Source organism: Methylobacillus draconifructus (genome assembly GCF_045984385.1).
Lineage (GTDB): Bacteria > Pseudomonadota > Gammaproteobacteria > Burkholderiales > Methylophilaceae > Methylobacillus > Methylobacillus flagellatus_A.
In genome coordinates, this window is sequence record NZ_JBJQIJ010000004.1 from 36960 (window position 1) to 53927 (window position 16968).

Annotated in this window: 18 protein-coding genes; all 18 read left to right on the plus strand. The window is 56.0% G+C overall.

Features of this window, described 5'->3' with window-relative positions; all coding sequences use genetic code 11:
* The first annotated feature begins 9 nt into the window (after window positions 1–9).
* The 18 genes from nuoI (at window position 10) to ACKF11_RS09280 (ending at window position 16967) form a co-directional block, all read left to right on the plus strand.
* Entirely contained in the window at window positions 10–501 is a 492-nt protein-coding gene (nuoI, locus tag ACKF11_RS09195) for an NADH-quinone oxidoreductase subunit NuoI (protein ID WP_309566660.1), read from the plus strand.
* A gap of 197 nt (window positions 502–698) precedes the next feature.
* Window positions 699–1337: an NADH-quinone oxidoreductase subunit J gene (locus ACKF11_RS09200; protein ID WP_407996831.1), complete on the plus strand. Its 639-nt coding sequence runs from the start codon at window positions 699–701 to the stop codon at window positions 1335–1337.
* A gap of 16 nt (window positions 1338–1353) precedes the next feature.
* The gene (gene nuoK / locus ACKF11_RS09205) at window positions 1354–1662 is read left to right on the plus strand and encodes an NADH-quinone oxidoreductase subunit NuoK (RefSeq protein ID WP_011480272.1); all 309 of its coding nucleotides are present in this window, start codon (window positions 1354–1356) and stop codon (window positions 1660–1662) included.
* A gap of 59 nt (window positions 1663–1721) precedes the next feature.
* Window positions 1722–3746: an NADH-quinone oxidoreductase subunit L gene (nuoL, locus tag ACKF11_RS09210; RefSeq protein ID WP_407996832.1), complete on the plus strand. Its 2025-nt coding sequence runs from the start codon at window positions 1722–1724 to the stop codon at window positions 3744–3746.
* A 6-nt stretch (window positions 3747–3752) separates the two neighbouring features.
* The gene (locus ACKF11_RS09215; protein WP_309566652.1) at window positions 3753–5240 is read left to right on the plus strand and encodes an NADH-quinone oxidoreductase subunit M; all 1488 of its coding nucleotides are present in this window, start codon (window positions 3753–3755) and stop codon (window positions 5238–5240) included.
* 21 nt (window positions 5241–5261) lie between these two features.
* A complete protein-coding gene (nuoN, locus tag ACKF11_RS09220; RefSeq protein WP_309566650.1) occupies window positions 5262–6710 on the plus strand; it encodes an NADH-quinone oxidoreductase subunit NuoN in 1449 nt (482 codons plus the stop codon).
* A 47-nt stretch (window positions 6711–6757) separates the two neighbouring features.
* Window positions 6758–7051, plus strand: coding sequence for a DUF2818 family protein (locus ACKF11_RS09225; protein WP_309566648.1), 294 nt, complete (start codon window positions 6758–6760; stop codon window positions 7049–7051).
* Window positions 7052–7090: 39 nt separating this feature from the next.
* Window positions 7091–7675, plus strand: a complete 585-nt coding sequence (locus ACKF11_RS09230; RefSeq protein ID WP_407996833.1) for an NUDIX domain-containing protein — start codon at window positions 7091–7093, stop codon at window positions 7673–7675.
* Window positions 7672–8502, plus strand: coding sequence for an SDR family oxidoreductase (locus ACKF11_RS09235; protein WP_309566644.1), 831 nt, complete (start codon window positions 7672–7674; stop codon window positions 8500–8502). The genes ACKF11_RS09230 and ACKF11_RS09235 overlap by 4 nt, the downstream gene beginning before the upstream one ends.
* A gap of 357 nt (window positions 8503–8859) precedes the next feature.
* On the plus strand, window positions 8860–10659 hold the full coding sequence (locus ACKF11_RS09240) for a methanol/ethanol family PQQ-dependent dehydrogenase (protein ID WP_309566642.1): 1800 nt from the start codon (window positions 8860–8862) through the stop codon (window positions 10657–10659).
* An 87-nt stretch (window positions 10660–10746) separates the two neighbouring features.
* Window positions 10747–11589: a methanol oxidation system protein MoxJ gene (gene moxJ, locus ACKF11_RS09245; protein ID WP_309566641.1), complete on the plus strand. Its 843-nt coding sequence runs from the start codon at window positions 10747–10749 to the stop codon at window positions 11587–11589.
* Window positions 11590–11614: 25 nt separating this feature from the next.
* Window positions 11615–12109 carry a cytochrome c(L), periplasmic gene (moxG, locus tag ACKF11_RS09250; protein ID WP_405029521.1) on the plus strand — a complete coding sequence of 165 codons (495 nt, stop codon included), beginning with the start codon at window positions 11615–11617 and terminating at the stop codon, window positions 12107–12109.
* 98 nt (window positions 12110–12207) lie between these two features.
* The gene (locus ACKF11_RS09255) at window positions 12208–12483 is read left to right on the plus strand and encodes a methanol dehydrogenase (RefSeq protein WP_309566638.1); all 276 of its coding nucleotides are present in this window, start codon (window positions 12208–12210) and stop codon (window positions 12481–12483) included.
* Between the two features lie 142 nt (window positions 12484–12625).
* A complete protein-coding gene (locus tag ACKF11_RS09260; RefSeq protein ID WP_407996834.1) occupies window positions 12626–13645 on the plus strand; it encodes an AAA family ATPase in 1020 nt (339 codons plus the stop codon).
* Window positions 13646–13676: 31 nt separating this feature from the next.
* On the plus strand, window positions 13677–14540 hold the full coding sequence (locus ACKF11_RS09265; protein WP_407993940.1) for a DUF58 domain-containing protein: 864 nt from the start codon (window positions 13677–13679) through the stop codon (window positions 14538–14540).
* Window positions 14540–15412: a hypothetical protein gene (locus tag ACKF11_RS09270; RefSeq protein WP_407996835.1), complete on the plus strand. Its 873-nt coding sequence runs from the start codon at window positions 14540–14542 to the stop codon at window positions 15410–15412. The genes ACKF11_RS09265 and ACKF11_RS09270 overlap by 1 nt, the downstream gene beginning before the upstream one ends.
* Window positions 15409–16410, plus strand: coding sequence for a vWA domain-containing protein (locus ACKF11_RS09275; protein WP_407996836.1), 1002 nt, complete (start codon window positions 15409–15411; stop codon window positions 16408–16410). The genes ACKF11_RS09270 and ACKF11_RS09275 overlap by 4 nt, the downstream gene beginning before the upstream one ends.
* 14 nt (window positions 16411–16424) lie before the next feature.
* Window positions 16425–16967, plus strand: a complete 543-nt coding sequence (locus tag ACKF11_RS09280; protein ID WP_407996837.1) for a hypothetical protein — start codon at window positions 16425–16427, stop codon at window positions 16965–16967.
* Window position 16968: the final 1 nt, after the last annotated feature.

Below are 16968 nucleotides of genomic sequence, written 5' to 3' on the forward strand. Positions count from 1 at the left end.
GAAACTAGGATGATCGGCAAGATAAAAGAATTGTTCGCAAGTTTCATGCTGCTTGAGCTGGTCAAGGGCATGGCCTTGACCGGCCGCTACTTCTTCGCGCGCAAGGTCACAGTGCAGTTCCCCGAAGAGCGCACGCCCATGAGCCCGCGCTTCCGCGGCCTGCATGCGCTGCGCCGCTATCCCAACGGCGAGGAGCGCTGCATTGCCTGCAAGCTGTGCGAAGCGGTATGCCCGGCCTTGGCGATCACGATCGAGTCCGAGCAGCGCGAAGACAATACCCGCCGCACCACGCGTTACGACATTGACCTGACCAAATGCATTTTCTGCGGGTTTTGCGAAGAGTCCTGCCCGGTGGATTCGATCGTCGAGACCAGGATTTTCGATTACCACGGCGAGAAGCGCGGGGATTTGTTATATACCAAGCCCATGCTGCTGGCCGTTGGCGACAAGTATGAAGAACAGATTGCCGCGGACCGTGCGGTGGATGCGCGATATCGCTAGAAATTTGATAATAAGGGCGGCTTAACAAAACCCAGCAAGGCGGTCCTGGCTAGGCGTTCTGCCGCAGGCAGTACATTAGTACGACTAGGCAGGGCAACAACGCCAGGAGAGTTTTGTTAAGCCGATCTTAAGAAAGCCACGAGGAGGAGTGATGGATATGGCGCTGCCAATGCGCTTGTATCCATGAGGAGAGCATCATGATATTCCAGGATTATGTTTTTTACGCCCTAGCTGCCATCCTGCTGTTTGCCGGATTGCGCGTGATTACGGCCCGCAACCCGGTGCATGCCGCCTTATTCCTGGTATTGGCTTTTTTCACTGCCGCAGGCATCTGGCTGCTGCTGGAGGCCGAGTTCCTGGCCATTGCCCTGGTGCTGGTTTATGTCGGGGCGGTCATGGTGTTGTTCCTCTTCGTCGTGATGATGCTCGACATTAATCTCGACAAGCTGCGCGAAGGGTTCTGGAACGCATTGCCGGTTGCCTTGCCGGTCGGTCTTCTCATGGCCGCCGAAATGGTGATGATCCTGGGCAGCAAGCATTTCAGCGCGGACATGCTCAGCGCGCCTGCGCCCCGGCCGGCCGGATACAGCAATACTGCGGAGATCGGTCGCCAGCTGTACACCGATTACCTGCTGCCGTTCGAGCTGGCTTCCGTCGTGCTGCTGGTCGCGATCGTGGCGGCGATCGCTCTGACGTTGCGCGAGCGCAAGGACTCCAAGTTCATGGACCCTGCGGAGCAGGTCAAGGTCAAGCGCGCCGACCGCGTGCGCATCGTCAGCATGCCGGCAGAAAAGGAAATCGTGCTGGCTTCAGAACCTGGTGTTGAAAAGAAATAAGAATGGGGATGCAGCAATGAGCGTAGGACTCTCTCACTACCTGATTTTGGGTTCGATATTGTTCGCCATCAGCGTGATCGGCATTTTCCTCAACCGCAAGAACGTGATCGTGCTGTTGATGGCGATCGAACTGATGCTGTTGGCGGTGAACATGAATTTCATCGCGTTCTCGCACTACCTGAATGATATTGCCGGGCAGATATTCGTATTCTTCATCCTTACCGTGGCGGCGGCCGAGTCTGCAATCGGCCTGGCGATTCTTGTATTGTTGTTCCGCAATTTGAGAACCATCAATGTCGATGATATTGGCAGCTTGAAAGGATAAACCATGCGAGCCCTGCAAATTTTCATTCGGCATGCCGTATTGAGCCCTGGAGTATTGGCATGACGGTGCAAAGCCTTTATCTCTGGATTCCCTTGCTGCCATTGTTCGCCGCCGCCGTGGTCGGCCTGTTCGGCCGCCAGTTGCCCCGCGCTTCGGCGCATTGGCTAACGATTGCCGGCGTGGCTGCTTCGTTTGCCTTGTCTGTCTGCGTATTCATGGACGCATTGCACGGCAATATCTTCAACGGCACGGTGTATACCTGGCTGACCAGCGGCGGGCACCGCTTCGAGGTAGGGTTCCTCGTCGACCGCCTCACGGCGACCATGATGGTGGTGGTGACCTTCGTTTCGCTGATGGTGCATATCTACACCATCGGCTATATGGCGGAAGACCCCGGCTACAGCCGTTTCTTCAGCTACATTTCGCTGTTCACCTTTTCGATGCTGATGCTGGTGATGAGCAACAACTTCATGCAGCTCTTCTTCGGCTGGGAAGCGGTGGGGCTGGTGTCCTACCTGTTGATCGGCTTCTGGTACAAGCGGCCGACGGCGATTTATGCCAACCTTAAGGCATTCCTCGTCAACCGCGTCGGCGATTTCGGCTTCCTGCTCGGTATCGGCATGGTGCTGTACTATCTCGGCAGCCTGGATTACGCCGCCGTGTTCTCGATTGCGCCGCAATTTGCCGATACCACGGTTGAGTTGGTGCCTGGGCATCCGTGGTCATTGATGACGGTGATCTGCATCCTGCTGTTCATCGGCGCCATGGGCAAGTCGGCGCAGGTGCCGCTGCACGTTTGGCTGCCGGATTCCATGGAAGGCCCGACCCCGATCTCCGCATTGATCCATGCCGCTACCATGGTGACGGCCGGCATCTTCATGGTGGCGCGCATGTCGCCATTGTATGAACTGTCGACCACGGCCTTGTCGTTCGTATTGGTGATCGGCGCGATCACGGCCTTGTTCATGGGCTTCCTCGGCATCATCCAGCACGACATCAAGCGGGTGGTGGCGTATTCCACCCTGTCGCAGCTGGGCTACATGACGGTGGCGTTGGGCGTTTCCGCCTATTCGGTGGCGATTTTCCACCTGATGACGCATGCCTTCTTCAAGGCCTTGCTGTTCCTCGGGGCAGGGTCGGTGATCATGGGCATGCACCACGACCAGGACATGCGCAACATGGGCGGCTTGCGCAAATACATGCCAATCACCTGGATCACCTCCTTGGTCGGCTCGCTGGCCCTGATCGGCACGCCATTGTTCAGCGGCTTCTATTCCAAGGATTCCATCATCGAGGCCGTCAGTTTCTCCCATATTCCCGGTAGCGGCTTTGCCTATTTTGCCGTGCTCGCAGGCGTGTTCGTCACCGCGTTCTATTCCTTCCGCATGTATTTCCTCGTCTTCCACGGTAAGGAAAAATGGATGCAGGAAAAAGCCCACGACCATCATGACGAACACCACCATGATGATCAACATGACGAGCACCATCATGGGCTAGGGCCGCACGACAAGCCGCATGAATCCCCATGGGTGGTGACGGTGCCGTTGGTGCTGCTGGCCATTCCCTCGGTGCTGATCGGTTATGTCGCGATCGATGCGATGGTGTTCGGCGATTACTTCAACGACATCATCTATGTGGATCACCATCAGCACGGCGCAATGCACGAGCTGGCGCATCATTTCCACGGCGCATGGGCGATGGCGCTGCATGGGCTGACATCGCTGCCGTTCATCCTCGCGGCTTCCGGCGTGGCTTTGGCCTGGTTCTTCTACATGAAGCGCCCGGATATCCCGGCAGCGATCAAGGACAGGTTCGGGCTGGTATACCGCATCCTCGACAACAAGTACGGCTTCGACAGCTTCAACGAGAAATTCTTTGCCGGCGGCTCTCGCTTCCTTGGCGGCAAGCTCTGGCGGATCGGGGACGTCAAGCTGATAGACGGCCTGCTGGTGAACGGCTCTGCGCGCTTGGTGGCCTGCGTTGCCGGACTGGTGAGACGCCTGCAGACCGGCTTGGTGTACCACTATGCGTTTGCCATGATCATCGGCGTTTTCCTCCTGCTCACCGTCTTCATGAAAATATAACAAGCTATGAATGACTTACCTTTCCTGAGCCTGTCGATCTGGGTGCCTATCCTGGCAGGCGTATTGGTGCTGTTCACCGGCGGGGACAAGCACGCCGGCGCTGCGCGCTGGCTGGCCCTGCTGGGCAGCATTGCCGGCTTTGCCGTGACCGTGCCGCTCTATCTCGGTTTCGATACGCAATATGGCGGCTTCCAGTTCGTGGAGCGCCTGCAGTGGATTCCTGCGTTCAATATCCAATACCATCTGGGCGTAGACGGGATTGCAGTGCCCTTGATCCTGCTGACCAGCTTTACCACCTTCATCGTTGTCATCGCCGGCTGGGAGGTGATCGAGAAGCGGGTGGCGCAATACATGGCAGCCTTCCTCATCATGTCCGGCATCATGATCGGCGTATTCTCCGCCTTGGACGCCATCCTCTACTATATCTTCTGGGAGGCGATGCTGATCCCGATGTTCCTGGTGATCGGCGTGTGGGGCGGGCCGAACCGGGTCTATGCCACGATCAAGTTCTTCCTCTATACCTTGCTCGGTTCGTTGCTGATGCTGGTGGCGTTCATCTACCTGTATCACCAGAGCGGCAGTTTCGATATCGCCGAGTATTACCGCATGCCGTTGGCCTTGGACGTGCAGGTCTGGATATTCATCGCCTTCTTCATGGCGTTTGCCGTCAAGATCCCGATGTGGCCCGTGCATACCTGGCTGCCGGACGCCCACGTCGAGGCGCCGACAGGCGGCTCGGTGGTGCTTGCCGCGATCGCGCTCAAGCTGGGCGGGTATAGCTTCCTGCGTTTCGCCATGCCCATCGCGCCGGACGCGTCGCATTACCTGGCGGGCTTCATGATCACCCTGTCGTTGATCGCCGTGGTGTATATCGCGCTGGTGGCCCTGGTGCAGAAGGATATGAAGAAGCTGATCGCGTATTCGTCCATTTCGCACATGGGCTTCGTCACCCTGGGCTTTTTCCTGTTCAACCCACTGGGCCTGGAAGGCGCGATCGTGCAGATGATCTCGCACGGCTTCATTTCTTCCGCGATGTTCCTCTCCGTGGGCGTGCTGTATGACCGCATGCATTCGCGCCAGATTGCGGATTACGGCGGCGTGGTCAACACCATGCCGGTGTTTACGGCTTTTGCCGTGCTGTTCGCCATGGCCAATGCGGGCTTGCCGGGCACATCCGGCTTCGTCGGCGAGTTCATGGTGATCCTGGGTACGGTGCAGGTGAATTTCTGGTATGCCTTCCTGGCGGCGACCACCCTGATCTTTGGCGCCGCTTACACCTTGTGGATGATCAAGCGGGTTTATTACGGCGAGATCGCGAATCCCCAGGTGGCCGCACTGCAGGATATCAATCGGCGAGAGTTCTTCATCCTGGGCCTGTTGGCCATTCTGGTGCTGGGTTTCGGGATCTATCCGCAGCCCATCACCGAAGTGACCCACGCAACCGTGAGCCAACTGCTTGAGCATATGGCGTTGAGCAAGCTGCCGCCACTGTAATTGTGACGAGAATATACCGACATGAATGCCATATCCCTTGACCTGATGACAGCACTACCGGAAATCGTCGTGCTCGCGATGGCGATGTTTATCCTGTTGCTGGACCTGTTCCTCAAGCCGTCTAGCCGTTTCCTAATTTATGTGCTCTCGCAGCTGACCTTGCTTGCTGCGGCCATCATTACCGTAGTGACCCATTCTACCGTGGTGGAATACGCCTTTAACGGCATGTTCGTGGATGACGCGCTTGCGGATATCCTGAAACTGGGAATCTACTTGGCCACTTCGGTCACCCTGATCTACACCCGCACCTATGTCTCGTTGCGGGGCATGTTCAGGGGCGAGTTCTATGCTTTGGTGCTGTTCTCGACCCTGGGCATGATGGTCATGGTGTCGGGGCAGCATTTCCTCACCTTGTACATCGGCCTGGAATTGCTTTCACTATCCTTGTATGCGTTGGTGGCGCTGGACAGGGACAACGCCAGTTCGACCGAGGCCGCGATGAAGTATTTCGTGCTCGGCGCGCTTGCATCCGGCATGTTGCTGTACGGCATGTCCATGCTCTATGGCGTGACCGGCAGCTTGAATATCGCCGGGGTGGCCGAGGCATTGCTCAATGGCGCGCCGGATCATGGCGTGCTGGTGCTGGGCTTGGTGTTCATTGTCGCCGGCTTGGCTTTCAAGCTTGGCGCGGCGCCGTTCCAGATGTGGGTGCCGGACGTCTATCACGGCTCGCCGACGGCGGTGACCTTGTTTATCGGGTCGGCAACCAAGATAGCGGCCTTCGCCATGGTGGTGCGCCTGTTGATCCAGGCCATGTTCGTGCTCGCGGCGGACTGGCAGGGGATGTTGATCATCATGGCCGTCTTGTCGATGGCGATAGGCAATATTGCCGCGATTGCGCAAACCAATATCAAGCGCATGCTGGCGTACTCGACCATTTCGCATATCGGCTTCCTGCTGCTGGGTTTTTTGAGCGCCAGCCTGAACGGCTATGCCTCGGCGACCTTCTACATCCTGTCGTACGTGCTGATGACATTGGCAGGCTTCGGCGTCATCCTGCTCTTGAGCCGCCAGGGCTTTGAAGCAGATAGACTGGAAGACCTCAAGGGACTGAACCAGCGCAATCCCTGGTATGCCTTCCTGATGTTGCTGGTCATGTTTTCCATGGCAGGCATCCCGCCGACGCTGGGTTTCTACGCCAAGTTCACGGTATTGCAGGCTGCGTTGCAGGCAGGGTTCACGGTACTGGTGGTCTTTGCCGTGCTCATGGCGCTGATTGGCGCCTTCTACTATCTTCGTGTCGTCAAATATGTGTACTTTGACGAGCCGGATGACCGCAGCGCGATTGCGGCACCAATTGACATGAAGCTGGTCTTGAGTATTAATGCTATTGGTTTACTCATACTCGGCATGCTGCCGCAACGTCTCATGGACGCCTGCGCCTATGCCATTATTCACAGCATTCAATAATCAGGTCAGGTACAGCCATACGCTGCGCCTGAAGTGTAGCCTACGTCATGACAATTACGATCCTGTTGCTGCTGGCATTGCTTGCGGCCAACCTGCCTTGGTTTTCCGAGCGCCTGTTTTACCTCATTCCGTTGAAAGGCCAGCGTAAAGCCATTGGCTGGAGCTTGCTGGAGCTAGTCGCACTATATTTCGCGGTCGGCATGATCGCGATTGCAGTTGAGCGCGGCAGCATTGGCCAGGTGGCTGCGCAGGGCTGGGAGTTTTACGCCATCACTTTCAGCTTGTTCATCGTCTTTGCATTCCCGGGTTTCGTATACCGCTATCTCTGGCGCAAGCCCTAGGGACTGCGCCCCCGCCCTATCACACCAAGAGTTCATCTTATGAGTCATCACCGATACGACGACCAGGACCTTGCCGAGGTCACCTTGTCATCCGAGACCATTGCCGAGGGCGGCATGCTGCTGGTTAAGCGCGACCAGGTGCGCGTGCCCTCGGGAGCCACCAGCCAGCGCGAATATGTCATCCATCCCGGCGCGGTGGTGGTAGTTCCCGTGCTGGATAACGGCAATTTATTGCTCGAGCGTCAGTTCCGTTATCCCTTGTCCCGTGTGTTCATCGAGCTGCCTGCCGGCAAGATCGACGCAGGAGAGCTGCACCTGGAAACGGGGAAGCGGGAATTGCTTGAGGAAACAGGCTATACGGCGGCAGAGTGGGTTTATCTTGGCCTGCAGCATCCCTGCATCGGCTATTCCAACGAGGTGATCCACATCTACCTTGCCCGAGGCTTGTCCGCCGGACAGCATAACCGTGATGTGGACGAAGCCTTGCAGTTGTTTGAGGCCAGCTTGGAGCAGTGCCTGCAGATGATACGAAATGGCGAGCTGACCGACGGCAAGACCATCGTCGCATTGTTCCATGCGGAGAAATTTCTCCGCGGCGAATGGCCTGGGAAGGAGCAACGTTGAGCAGGGTATTGATCGCGGGGTGCGGCGATCTCGGCCTTGAGTTGGCTCGCCGCCTGGCGGCGCAAGGACATGAGGTGACGGGATTGCGGCGTTCCGAACAGCCCATGCCCGCCGGCGTGCAAACCCTGATTGCCGATGTCACCCGGCCGGAAACGCTGAAGCCGCTTTCCCACACCCGGCTGGAAATACTGGTGTACTGTGTCGCAGCGACCGAATACAGCGATGAGAATTACCGTCTCAGCTACGTTGAAGGCTTGCGCAATCTATTATCGGCATTGAAGAATGTTCCATTGCAGCATGTGTTTTTTGTCTCCAGCACGGGCGTATATGGCCAGGAAACGGAAGATTGGCTGGATGAGGATACACCGGCCATTGCCTCCGACTTCAGCGGCAGGCGCATGCTGGAGGCAGAGGCCCTGCTGGCGGATTATCCTTCCAGCGTGTTGAGGTTTTCCGGCATCTACGGGCCTGGACGCCTGCGCATGATCACCTTGGCGCAAACGCCGGAGCAGTGGCCGTCAAGGAACGCATGGACCAACCGCATTCACCGGGACGACGGCGCTGCATTTATCGCTTATCTGATACAGCAACGAGCCTATGGGATGCCTGAGCGTCTCTACCTGGTGACGGACAACCAGCCCTTGCCAGTCCATGACCTTCTGCGCTGGCTTGCCGATCAGCAGAACATCGTTTATACAGGCGGTGCAACGCCCCCGGTACAAGGCAATAAGAAATTGAGCAACGCGCGGATGCTGGCGAGCGGTTATCAGTTTATCCACCCGGATTATGTATCGGGATATGGTGCCTTGCTTGCTGCAATGAGCTGACCGGCATTTGCTGTAACAATGAAGAAAACGCCACAAGGGCAGCCTTGTGGCGTTTTTTATTTAGCGGCAGTTCAACATAATCCTTAGGCGGTTCGGGTGATTTTCCCGAAGGGGATATTTTAAATATAGCAATATGCCCCAGCCATTTAGAGGGAGTAGCTCAGGCAGTTTAGCTATAAGCCCTGTAAATATCATGCTTCCCGGCAAGGCTGGGTCACGACATTGGTGTGAATACTTTCCTATCTAATCGGGAATCTTTCATCTGTTGCACTTGTTACAAATTGTTAAAAATTGTTTCTGCCGAGTAACAACCGATCGGCAGGGAGTTTGTAATCAAACCAGAATGAGGAGAAGTATATGAAAGGCAGAGTAACCCACGTCGGTATCAGCGCTGCTGTCAGCAGTCTGCTGGTGCTTGCGACGATGCAAGGTGCTCAGGCAAACCAAGATCTGCAAAATCTGACAAAGAACGCAGACAACTGGGCTTTGCAAACCGGTAACTACACTGGTCAGCACAATAGCACACTGAGCCAAATCAATAAAGGCAACGTCAAGAACCTGAAGGCAGCTTGGTCTTTCTCCACCGGCGTGTTGCACGGTCATGAAGGCGCGCCATTGGTGATTGGCGACATGATGTACATCCACAGTGCGTTCCCTAACAACACATTCGCTGTTAACTTGAATGACCCTGGCGTGATTGCCTGGCAGCACAAGCCAAAGCAAATCGCTTCCGTTAAGGCTGTTGCATGTTGCGACATCGTTAACCGCGGTTTGGCTTACGGCGACGGCAAGATCGTCAAGACTCAGCTGGACGGCAAGCTGGTTGCCCTCGATGCCAAGTCCGGTAAGGTCGTGTGGGAAATCGAAGTATGTGATCCTAAGGTTGGTGCAACACTGACCCAAGCTCCATTCATTGTAAAGAATACTGTTCTGGTTGGCTGCTCCGGTGCTGAGCTGGGTGTTCGTGGTGCTGTTAACTCCTTCAACCTGAAGACCGGCGAACTGCAATGGCGTGCCTTTGCAACTGGTCCTGACGAAGAAGTGCGCTTGGCCAAGAACTTCAACAGCGACAATCCACACTACGGTCAATTCGGCCTGGGTCTGAAAACCTGGGAAGGTGATGCATGGAAGATCGGTGGCGGTACTAACTGGGGTTGGTACGCTTACGATCCTAAGCTGAACCTGTTCTACTACGGTTCCGGTAACCCAGCGCCATGGAACGAAACCATGCGTCCTGGCGACAACAAGTGGACCATGACTATCTGGGCGCGTGACCTGGACACAGGCGAAGCCAAGTGGGGTTACCAAAAGACTCCTCACGACGAGTGGGACTTCGCTGGCGTGAACCAAATGATCCTTTCCGATCACAAGGTTGATGGCAAGGTAACTCCTCTGCTGACCCACATCGACCGTAACGGCATCATGTACACGCTGAACCGTGACAACGGTAACCTGATCCAGGCTGCCAAGGTTGATCCAGCCGTAAACGTGTTCAAGAAAGTTGACCTCAAGACAGGTACGCCAGTACGTGACCCTGAGTTCAGCACACGCATGGACCACAAGAGCACCAACGTATGTCCTTCCGCCATGGGTTTCCACAACCAAGGTCTGGATGCATTGGATCTTGACGAGCCTATCGTTTACGCAGGCCTGAACCACATTTGTATGGATTGGGAGCCGTTCATGCTGCCATACCGTGCCGGTCAGTTCTTCGTAGGTGCAACCCTGGCGATGTACCCTGGACCTAGCGGCCCAACCAAGAAGGAAATGGGTCAAGTACGCGCCATGGACATCGTGACAGGCAAGTACAAGTGGACCAAGTGGGAGAAGTTCGCTGTTTGGGGCGGTACTCTCGCTACCAAGGGCGGCCTGGTTGCCTACAACACGCTTGATGGCTACATCAAGGCCCTGGACAAGGACAACGGCAAGGAACTGTGGAAGTTCAAGATGCCATCCGGTGGTATCGGTGCTCCTATGACCTACCAGTTCAAGGGTAAGCAATACATCGGCTCCATGTACGGTGTAGGTGGTTGGCCTGGCGTTGGTCTGGTATTCGACCTGACCGATCCTAGCGCTGGTCTGGGTGCTGTAGGTGCCTTCAAGGAGCTGCAGAACCACACTCAAATGGGCGGTGGCCTGATGGTGTTCAGCCTGTAATTCAGTAAAAGCAAGCTGATGTGATATTCCGGGGCAGCAGGTCTGCCCCGGTATCTAAGTGAAATTGCGTTTTGGAATTGAGTACACATGCATATTGTTGATAAGAAATCCTGTATCAGTGCTGTTAAAGCCGCATTGGTTGGTGTTGCCGGAATGCTGGCCTTGCAGGCCCAGGCGGCAGATGAGTTGAGAGTATGCGCAGGTAAGGACGAGTTGCCTTACTCAAATGACAAGCAACAGGGCTTTGAGAATGAGATTGCCAAGGTGGTCGGCAAGGCCATGAACCGCAAGGTCTCATTTGTGTGGTGGTCTGATGCGCGCTACTCGGTCAGGGATTTTCTTGACAAGAAGCAGTGTGATGTTTTGCTGGGATTGGACAAGGGCGATCCACGCGTCCTGAATACCAAGACCTACTATAAGTCCGGTTATGTGTTCGTGACACGCAAGGACAGGGAAATAGATATTACCTCCTGGGATCATCCATACCTCAAGGAGCGCAATTTTAGGCTGGGATTCTTACCTGACAGTCCTGCCAAGAACATGATGCTTGAGATCGGCCGTTTTGATGACATGTTCGACTATCTGACCGAGCTGACCGATTTCAAGTCCACGCGTAATCGCTACATCAAGATTGACGAGCGCAAGCTGGTCAATGACGTGATTACCATGAAATTGCATGCTGCTGCCATTTGGGGCCCGACAGTTGCAAAGTATGTGGCGGAATCCCCCACACCGTTGAATATGGTGCTGATCGAAGACAACGCCACGCGTGCCAACGGCAGCAAAATTCCTATGCAGTACGAAGTAGTAATGGGCGTACGGCTTGGCGACGAAGCCTTGAAGGCTGAGTTGGACAATGCCATTACGTCTAGCCAGCAAGAGATTGATGCGATTCTCAAGAGAGAACACATTCCTCTCTTGCCAATCTAGTTTTTTTGTAACTCCGGGGTAGTAAATGTTTAAAAAATTAGCAGTTGTAGGTGGTTTGAGTGTGTTTCTGGCTTCAGGCTTTGCCTTGATGCCTGCACAAGCGGACCTTGATTTCCGTGGCACCATTTCCGGTGAGCCTTTGGACTTTGAAGGCGAAACCGAAAGCCCGCAATTCAAGGAATTCAAGAATACTGGTGTCAATCCGTACAACGGTGACCAAGAAGCCTTGAATAAAGGTTACGTCATCTTCGCAACAGCTTGCTCTGGTTGCCATGGCCACTTGGCTGAAGGCAAGCTGGGCCCTGCATTGTCAGATGATTACTGGACTTATCCAACCAATTTGGAAGACAAGGGCCTGTTTGAAACCATTTATGGTGGGGCGGCTGGTCAAATGGGTCCGCAGCAGGGCTTGCTCGAGCCGGATGAAATTTTGCATGTCATGAGCTGGGTACGCGCTTTGCAAACTGAGCCAGAAAAGGCGAAGAAAGCAGTGGATACCTTTGAGCATCGCAACGGTTAATTTCAGTTAATTGTGCATAGGAATTCTGCCGGAAAGCTGACTGGTGGCCTCCGGCAGATCAGTAGTACCACCAGCAACCATAACACAAGGAGATATCAATGAAACGCGTTTTGACATTAGTAGCAACCGTAGGTGCGATGGTTGCCTCTGGCCTTGCTTTCGCATATGACGGCCAAACCTGTCGTGCTCCTGGCGACTGCTGGCAAGCCAAGCCTGGTTATCCAGAGAAGATTGCTGGTTCTAAGTACGATCCTAAGCACGATGCTGCTGAACTCAGCAAGCAAGAAGCTGCTATCAAGGCAATTGATGAGCGCAATGCTAAGCGTATTGCCAATGCAAAGGCTACCGGCACTTTCAAGTTTGACGTGAAGTAAGCTTGTGATATGTCGAAGGCTGATGTCCGGATACGGACATCAGCCTTTTTACTGAGATGGCAGGCTTGGTTGGTAGTTTATTTAAATGACATTTCCCAAAGTGTCATTCAAATAAAATCTTCAGTCAGCAGGATGCAATGAGATGCAAGAGCAAATAAATCTGAATGAGTGGCGAGAGCGCGCACTGTCATTTGAGCAATCTGCCAATAAGGTCATGCTTGGACTGGAGAAACAGGTTCGCGCACTGACGATTGCCATTTTCTCGCGCGGACATGTCCTGCTTGAAGGCGACGTCGGGGTTGGCAAGACGACCTTGCTGAAAGCGGCCTCTCGCTTGCTTGGCGGCGCGTATCAACGCATCGAGGGCGCGATCGACCTCATGCCGGGCGATTTTCTCTACCATGCCTATATCGACCAGAATGGCCAGCCTGCCGTGGCGCCTGGACCGTTGTTGCGGCATGAGGAAAACCTGGCCGTATTTTTCTTCAACGAAATCAACCGTGCCCGGCCGCAAGCACATTCGCTATTGCTGAGACTGATGGCTGAGCGCAGCGTCAATGCGTTCAATCGCGACTATTCCTTTCCCCACTTGACCGTCTTTGCCGATAGAAACGGTCTCGAGCGCGAGGAAACGTTCGAGTTGCCAGCCGCGGCGCGCGACCGCTTCTTCATGGAAGTTTCCGTGACCGCGCCGGAGGATAAAGAGCTGCAGCGCGACTTGATGTTCAGTAGCCGGTTCCACGATGCGGACGCGCTGATCGAGACGTTGGAGCCAGGCCTGGTTCCCTACGACAAACTGAACGCGGTATCCGCCGCGATCCAGGAAAACGTGCGTTCCGAGCTTGCCTTGCAGGATTATGCAGTCAATATCTGGCAGGCATTGCGCCACCCGGAGCGTATCGGTATCGAGATCGAAGACGTCGATATCAGCCGCTTGGTGGCCGGAGGCGCCAGCCCGCGCGGCATGGCCATGTTGATGCGGGCAGCGCGTACACGCGCCTGGCTGGAAGGCCGCGATTACCTGACTCCGGATGATATCCGTGCTGTTTTCCCTGAAACCGTAGGGCATCGTGTGTTCTTTACGCCGGCGTACGAATTGCGCCGCGATGAAATTGCCCCTGCACTGCTGAGCGGCGTACTCAACAAGATCCCTGCGCCCTAGGTTGCACAGGCTCTGACAGGCAAGCATTATTTTGGCAAGCTTTACACCACAGGAATTCTATTACCACCTCCGCTGGCGTGCCCGCGGTGCCCAGCCGGGAGCCCATGCCACCCGCACACCCGGTAGCGGGACAGATTTTGCCGGGCATGTGCCTTTCATGGACAATCCCGATCCGCGCCGACTGGATTTGCGCGCCAGCCTGCGCGTGATTCCTCGGCGTTACGTGGTGCGCTCTTTCTTCGAGCGCGGGGCGATCGTGGTGTATGCCCTGTTGGACGTATCAGCCTCTATGCGGTTTGCCGGCAATGCCGAAAAGAAGCGCTTGCTTGCCGATATTACCGCGGCAATCGCCTGGTCCAGCACCCGTCACGGGGACGCGTTTTCGCTGCTGGCCTGTGATGACGTTGTCCGGCAGGATCTGTTCAGCCCTCCCTCCGCCCGGCGCGGCCTTGCCCAGGAATTGCATCGGAAAATATTGGGCGCGGACATTCGCCCCCAGTCCGGGGCAACAGGCTTGCCGCGCGCGATCGAGCAGGTGCGACCAAGCCGGTCATTGGTGTTCCTGATTTCCGATTTCCACCTGGATGAGACATTGCTGAGCAATACCTTGACGAGTTTCTCTGCACACGACGTCGTGCCCTTGGTGCTGTGGGACAGCAGCGAATACCGCGACCTTCCTGAATGGGGATGGGCGCGCGTCAGGGATATGGAGGGTCAAGGCGACCGTTCCATTTTCCTGCGGCGCAGCCTCAAGCGCGAAATCGAACAGCGCTACCTGGAACGCAAGAGCGAACTCAAGAAGCTGTGTCGGCAATACGGCGCCCGCGCCCCATTTTTTATTGAAGACAAATTTGATGCCGGCTTGCTGACGCGTCATCTTTTGGAGGCTAGTTGATGAGACGTGTATTGTTGTCTTTGCTATTCCTGACCTTGCCTGCTTTTGCCGCGGAAAAGAGCATCAATGCGCAATCGTTCGTGCGCGACATCGGCTATCGTGTCGGTGATATAGTCGAGCAACGGGTGGAGGTCGTGGTGCCGACAGGCTTTGAGTTCGATGAAAGCTCGTTGCCAAAGCGCCTCGGAGCGGGCGCCCATATCGAGTTGCGCGATGTCGTGCATAAAACCGAGAACACCAGCAAAGGAGTCAAGCATACCCTCCTGTTCGATTGGCAAGTATTCCGCACCCTGCGGGATGTCCGGCCGATTCCATTGCGCGCCCTGGATTTGCAGTTCCGCAAAGGAGATGAGATCTTCGTGGCGCGTCTGCAGCCAGCCGAAGTCCTGATGGCTCCGATGCTGCCCACGATGCTGACCAAGGAGCAGGCGACGCCGCGTGAGGCCATCGCGCCTAAGGCGCAGCCGCTGGAGCCTATCCTGCAGCAAATAGGCTGGTCTATTGTCGGACTGTTGGTCGCTGTTCTTTATTTTGCCTGGCGGTTCGACTACCTGCCTTTCCGCGGCAAGCATGCCAGCCCTTTCCGCAAGGCCGCGCGGGAAATCCGCCGCCTGCGCAACCAGCAAGACGGGTTGCAGGCATCGATCCGGATTTTGAGCCGTGCGTTCAATGACTATGCCAAGGCTGCCGTCACCCAGGAAGGCCTCAAGCAATTCTTTGCCAAGCATCCTGAAACGCAGCAATTCCAAGCTGAGATAGAAAAATTCTTCCTGGCGACGCAACAAATGTTCTTTGCGGGCAAGGCCGACACCATCAGCAAGACCGAGGTGGAAAAGCTGGCACGCCAGCTGAGCTTGATGGAGACGCCGTGAGCGAGTTTCTCCAGAACGCGGGCGCCGGGCTGCAAGCGCCGGGCTGGCTGGCGTTGTTGCTGCTGGCTTTGGTGCCATTGCTGGTGCGCGGCCATGCCGCATTTCCCTACCCATCCATCCTGCGCTTGCCCGAGGATGAGCTGTCGCTGTGGATAGAACGCTTTTGGCGCTGGGCGGGGGCGTTGGCTATTGCGGCAATGGCGATAGCATTGGCCGGGCCGTATTGGGGCGAGCAACAGCTGGAAAAGGTCGGTCGTGGTGCGCACGTCATGATCGTGCTGGACCGCAGCGCGAGCATGAACGACAGTTTCGCCGACTCCGCCAAGAGCGATAGCGAATCGAAAATGGCGGCGGCACGCCGTGTCCTGCAGTCTTTTGTGAGCCAGAGTCGCGAGGATTTGCTGGGCATGGTGACGTTCAGCACCTCTCCCATCTTGGTTGCGCCCCTGGGCGGCGACCGAGAGGCGGTGCTGGCCGCATTGCGTGCCACGGAAGCGGGCGGCATGGGCTTTACCGCGGTGGCGCGCGGCCTCGGCATGGCGCTGGATTATTTCGAGGGGCGCCCGGTTACCGGCGCGCGGGCGATCCTGCTGGTGTCCGATGGCGGGGCGCATCTGGACGTGAAGACGCAGGATTTGCTGCGCGAAATGTTCCATCGCCAGGGCGCCTCCCTGTATTGGGTTTACCTGCGTTCTGCCAATGGCGTCAGCATCAAGAATGCGCCTGAGGATGAGGACCTCGATGCTTATCCCGAGCATCAGTTGCATGATTACTTCAAAACGTTGGGCGTGAACTACCACATATACGAAGCGGAAAGCCCACAAGCGGTGGAAGAGGCGCTGACCGACATCGCCGAGCTCAAGAACCAGCCTGTGAAGTATTACGAAGCCGCTGCGCGCCAGGATTTGAGCTGGATATTCTATTTATTGTCGCTGTTGTGTGCCGCAGCATTATTTGCCCTACACCTGACGGAGGTTAAGAGATGGCGCGCCGTTTAAGGCTATTTCCGTGGATGTTGCTCTTGTTGGTGCTGGCTACGGCAGGCCTGGTCTGGAGCAGCGTGAGTCTGTACCGTGCGGGCATTTACAACCACAAGCTGGAAGCAGGAGAGCCTCAGGCGGGCAAGTCCGCGCGCGAGCTGTTTGCCGATGCCTGGTTGCTGGCAGAGCAAGGGCAAACCGAGCAGGCGCTCGAGCTCTATGTCGAAGCCGCTGCCAAAGGGGATGATAAGCTGCGCAAAGCCGCCTATTTCAATTCCGGCAACCTGTATCTTGCCCAGAGCGTGGATATCCTCGAAAGCGAAGGCTACGTTTCCTGGGACAAGGTTGGGCCGTTGATGTCGCTGTGCAAGGAGAACTACAGCAAGGCGCTCCTCATCGATCCCGAATGGATTGAGGCCAAATACAACCTGGAGCTTGCTTTGCGCTTGTCGCCGTCGTTTGCCGGGGTGAAGACGCCAAACCGCTATAACGAGGATGACGATGAGGTGAAGGAAGACGAAAAGCGCCCTGACGGCTGGCCGTCGATTCCCGGTTTTCCTAGAGGGATGCCTTGAT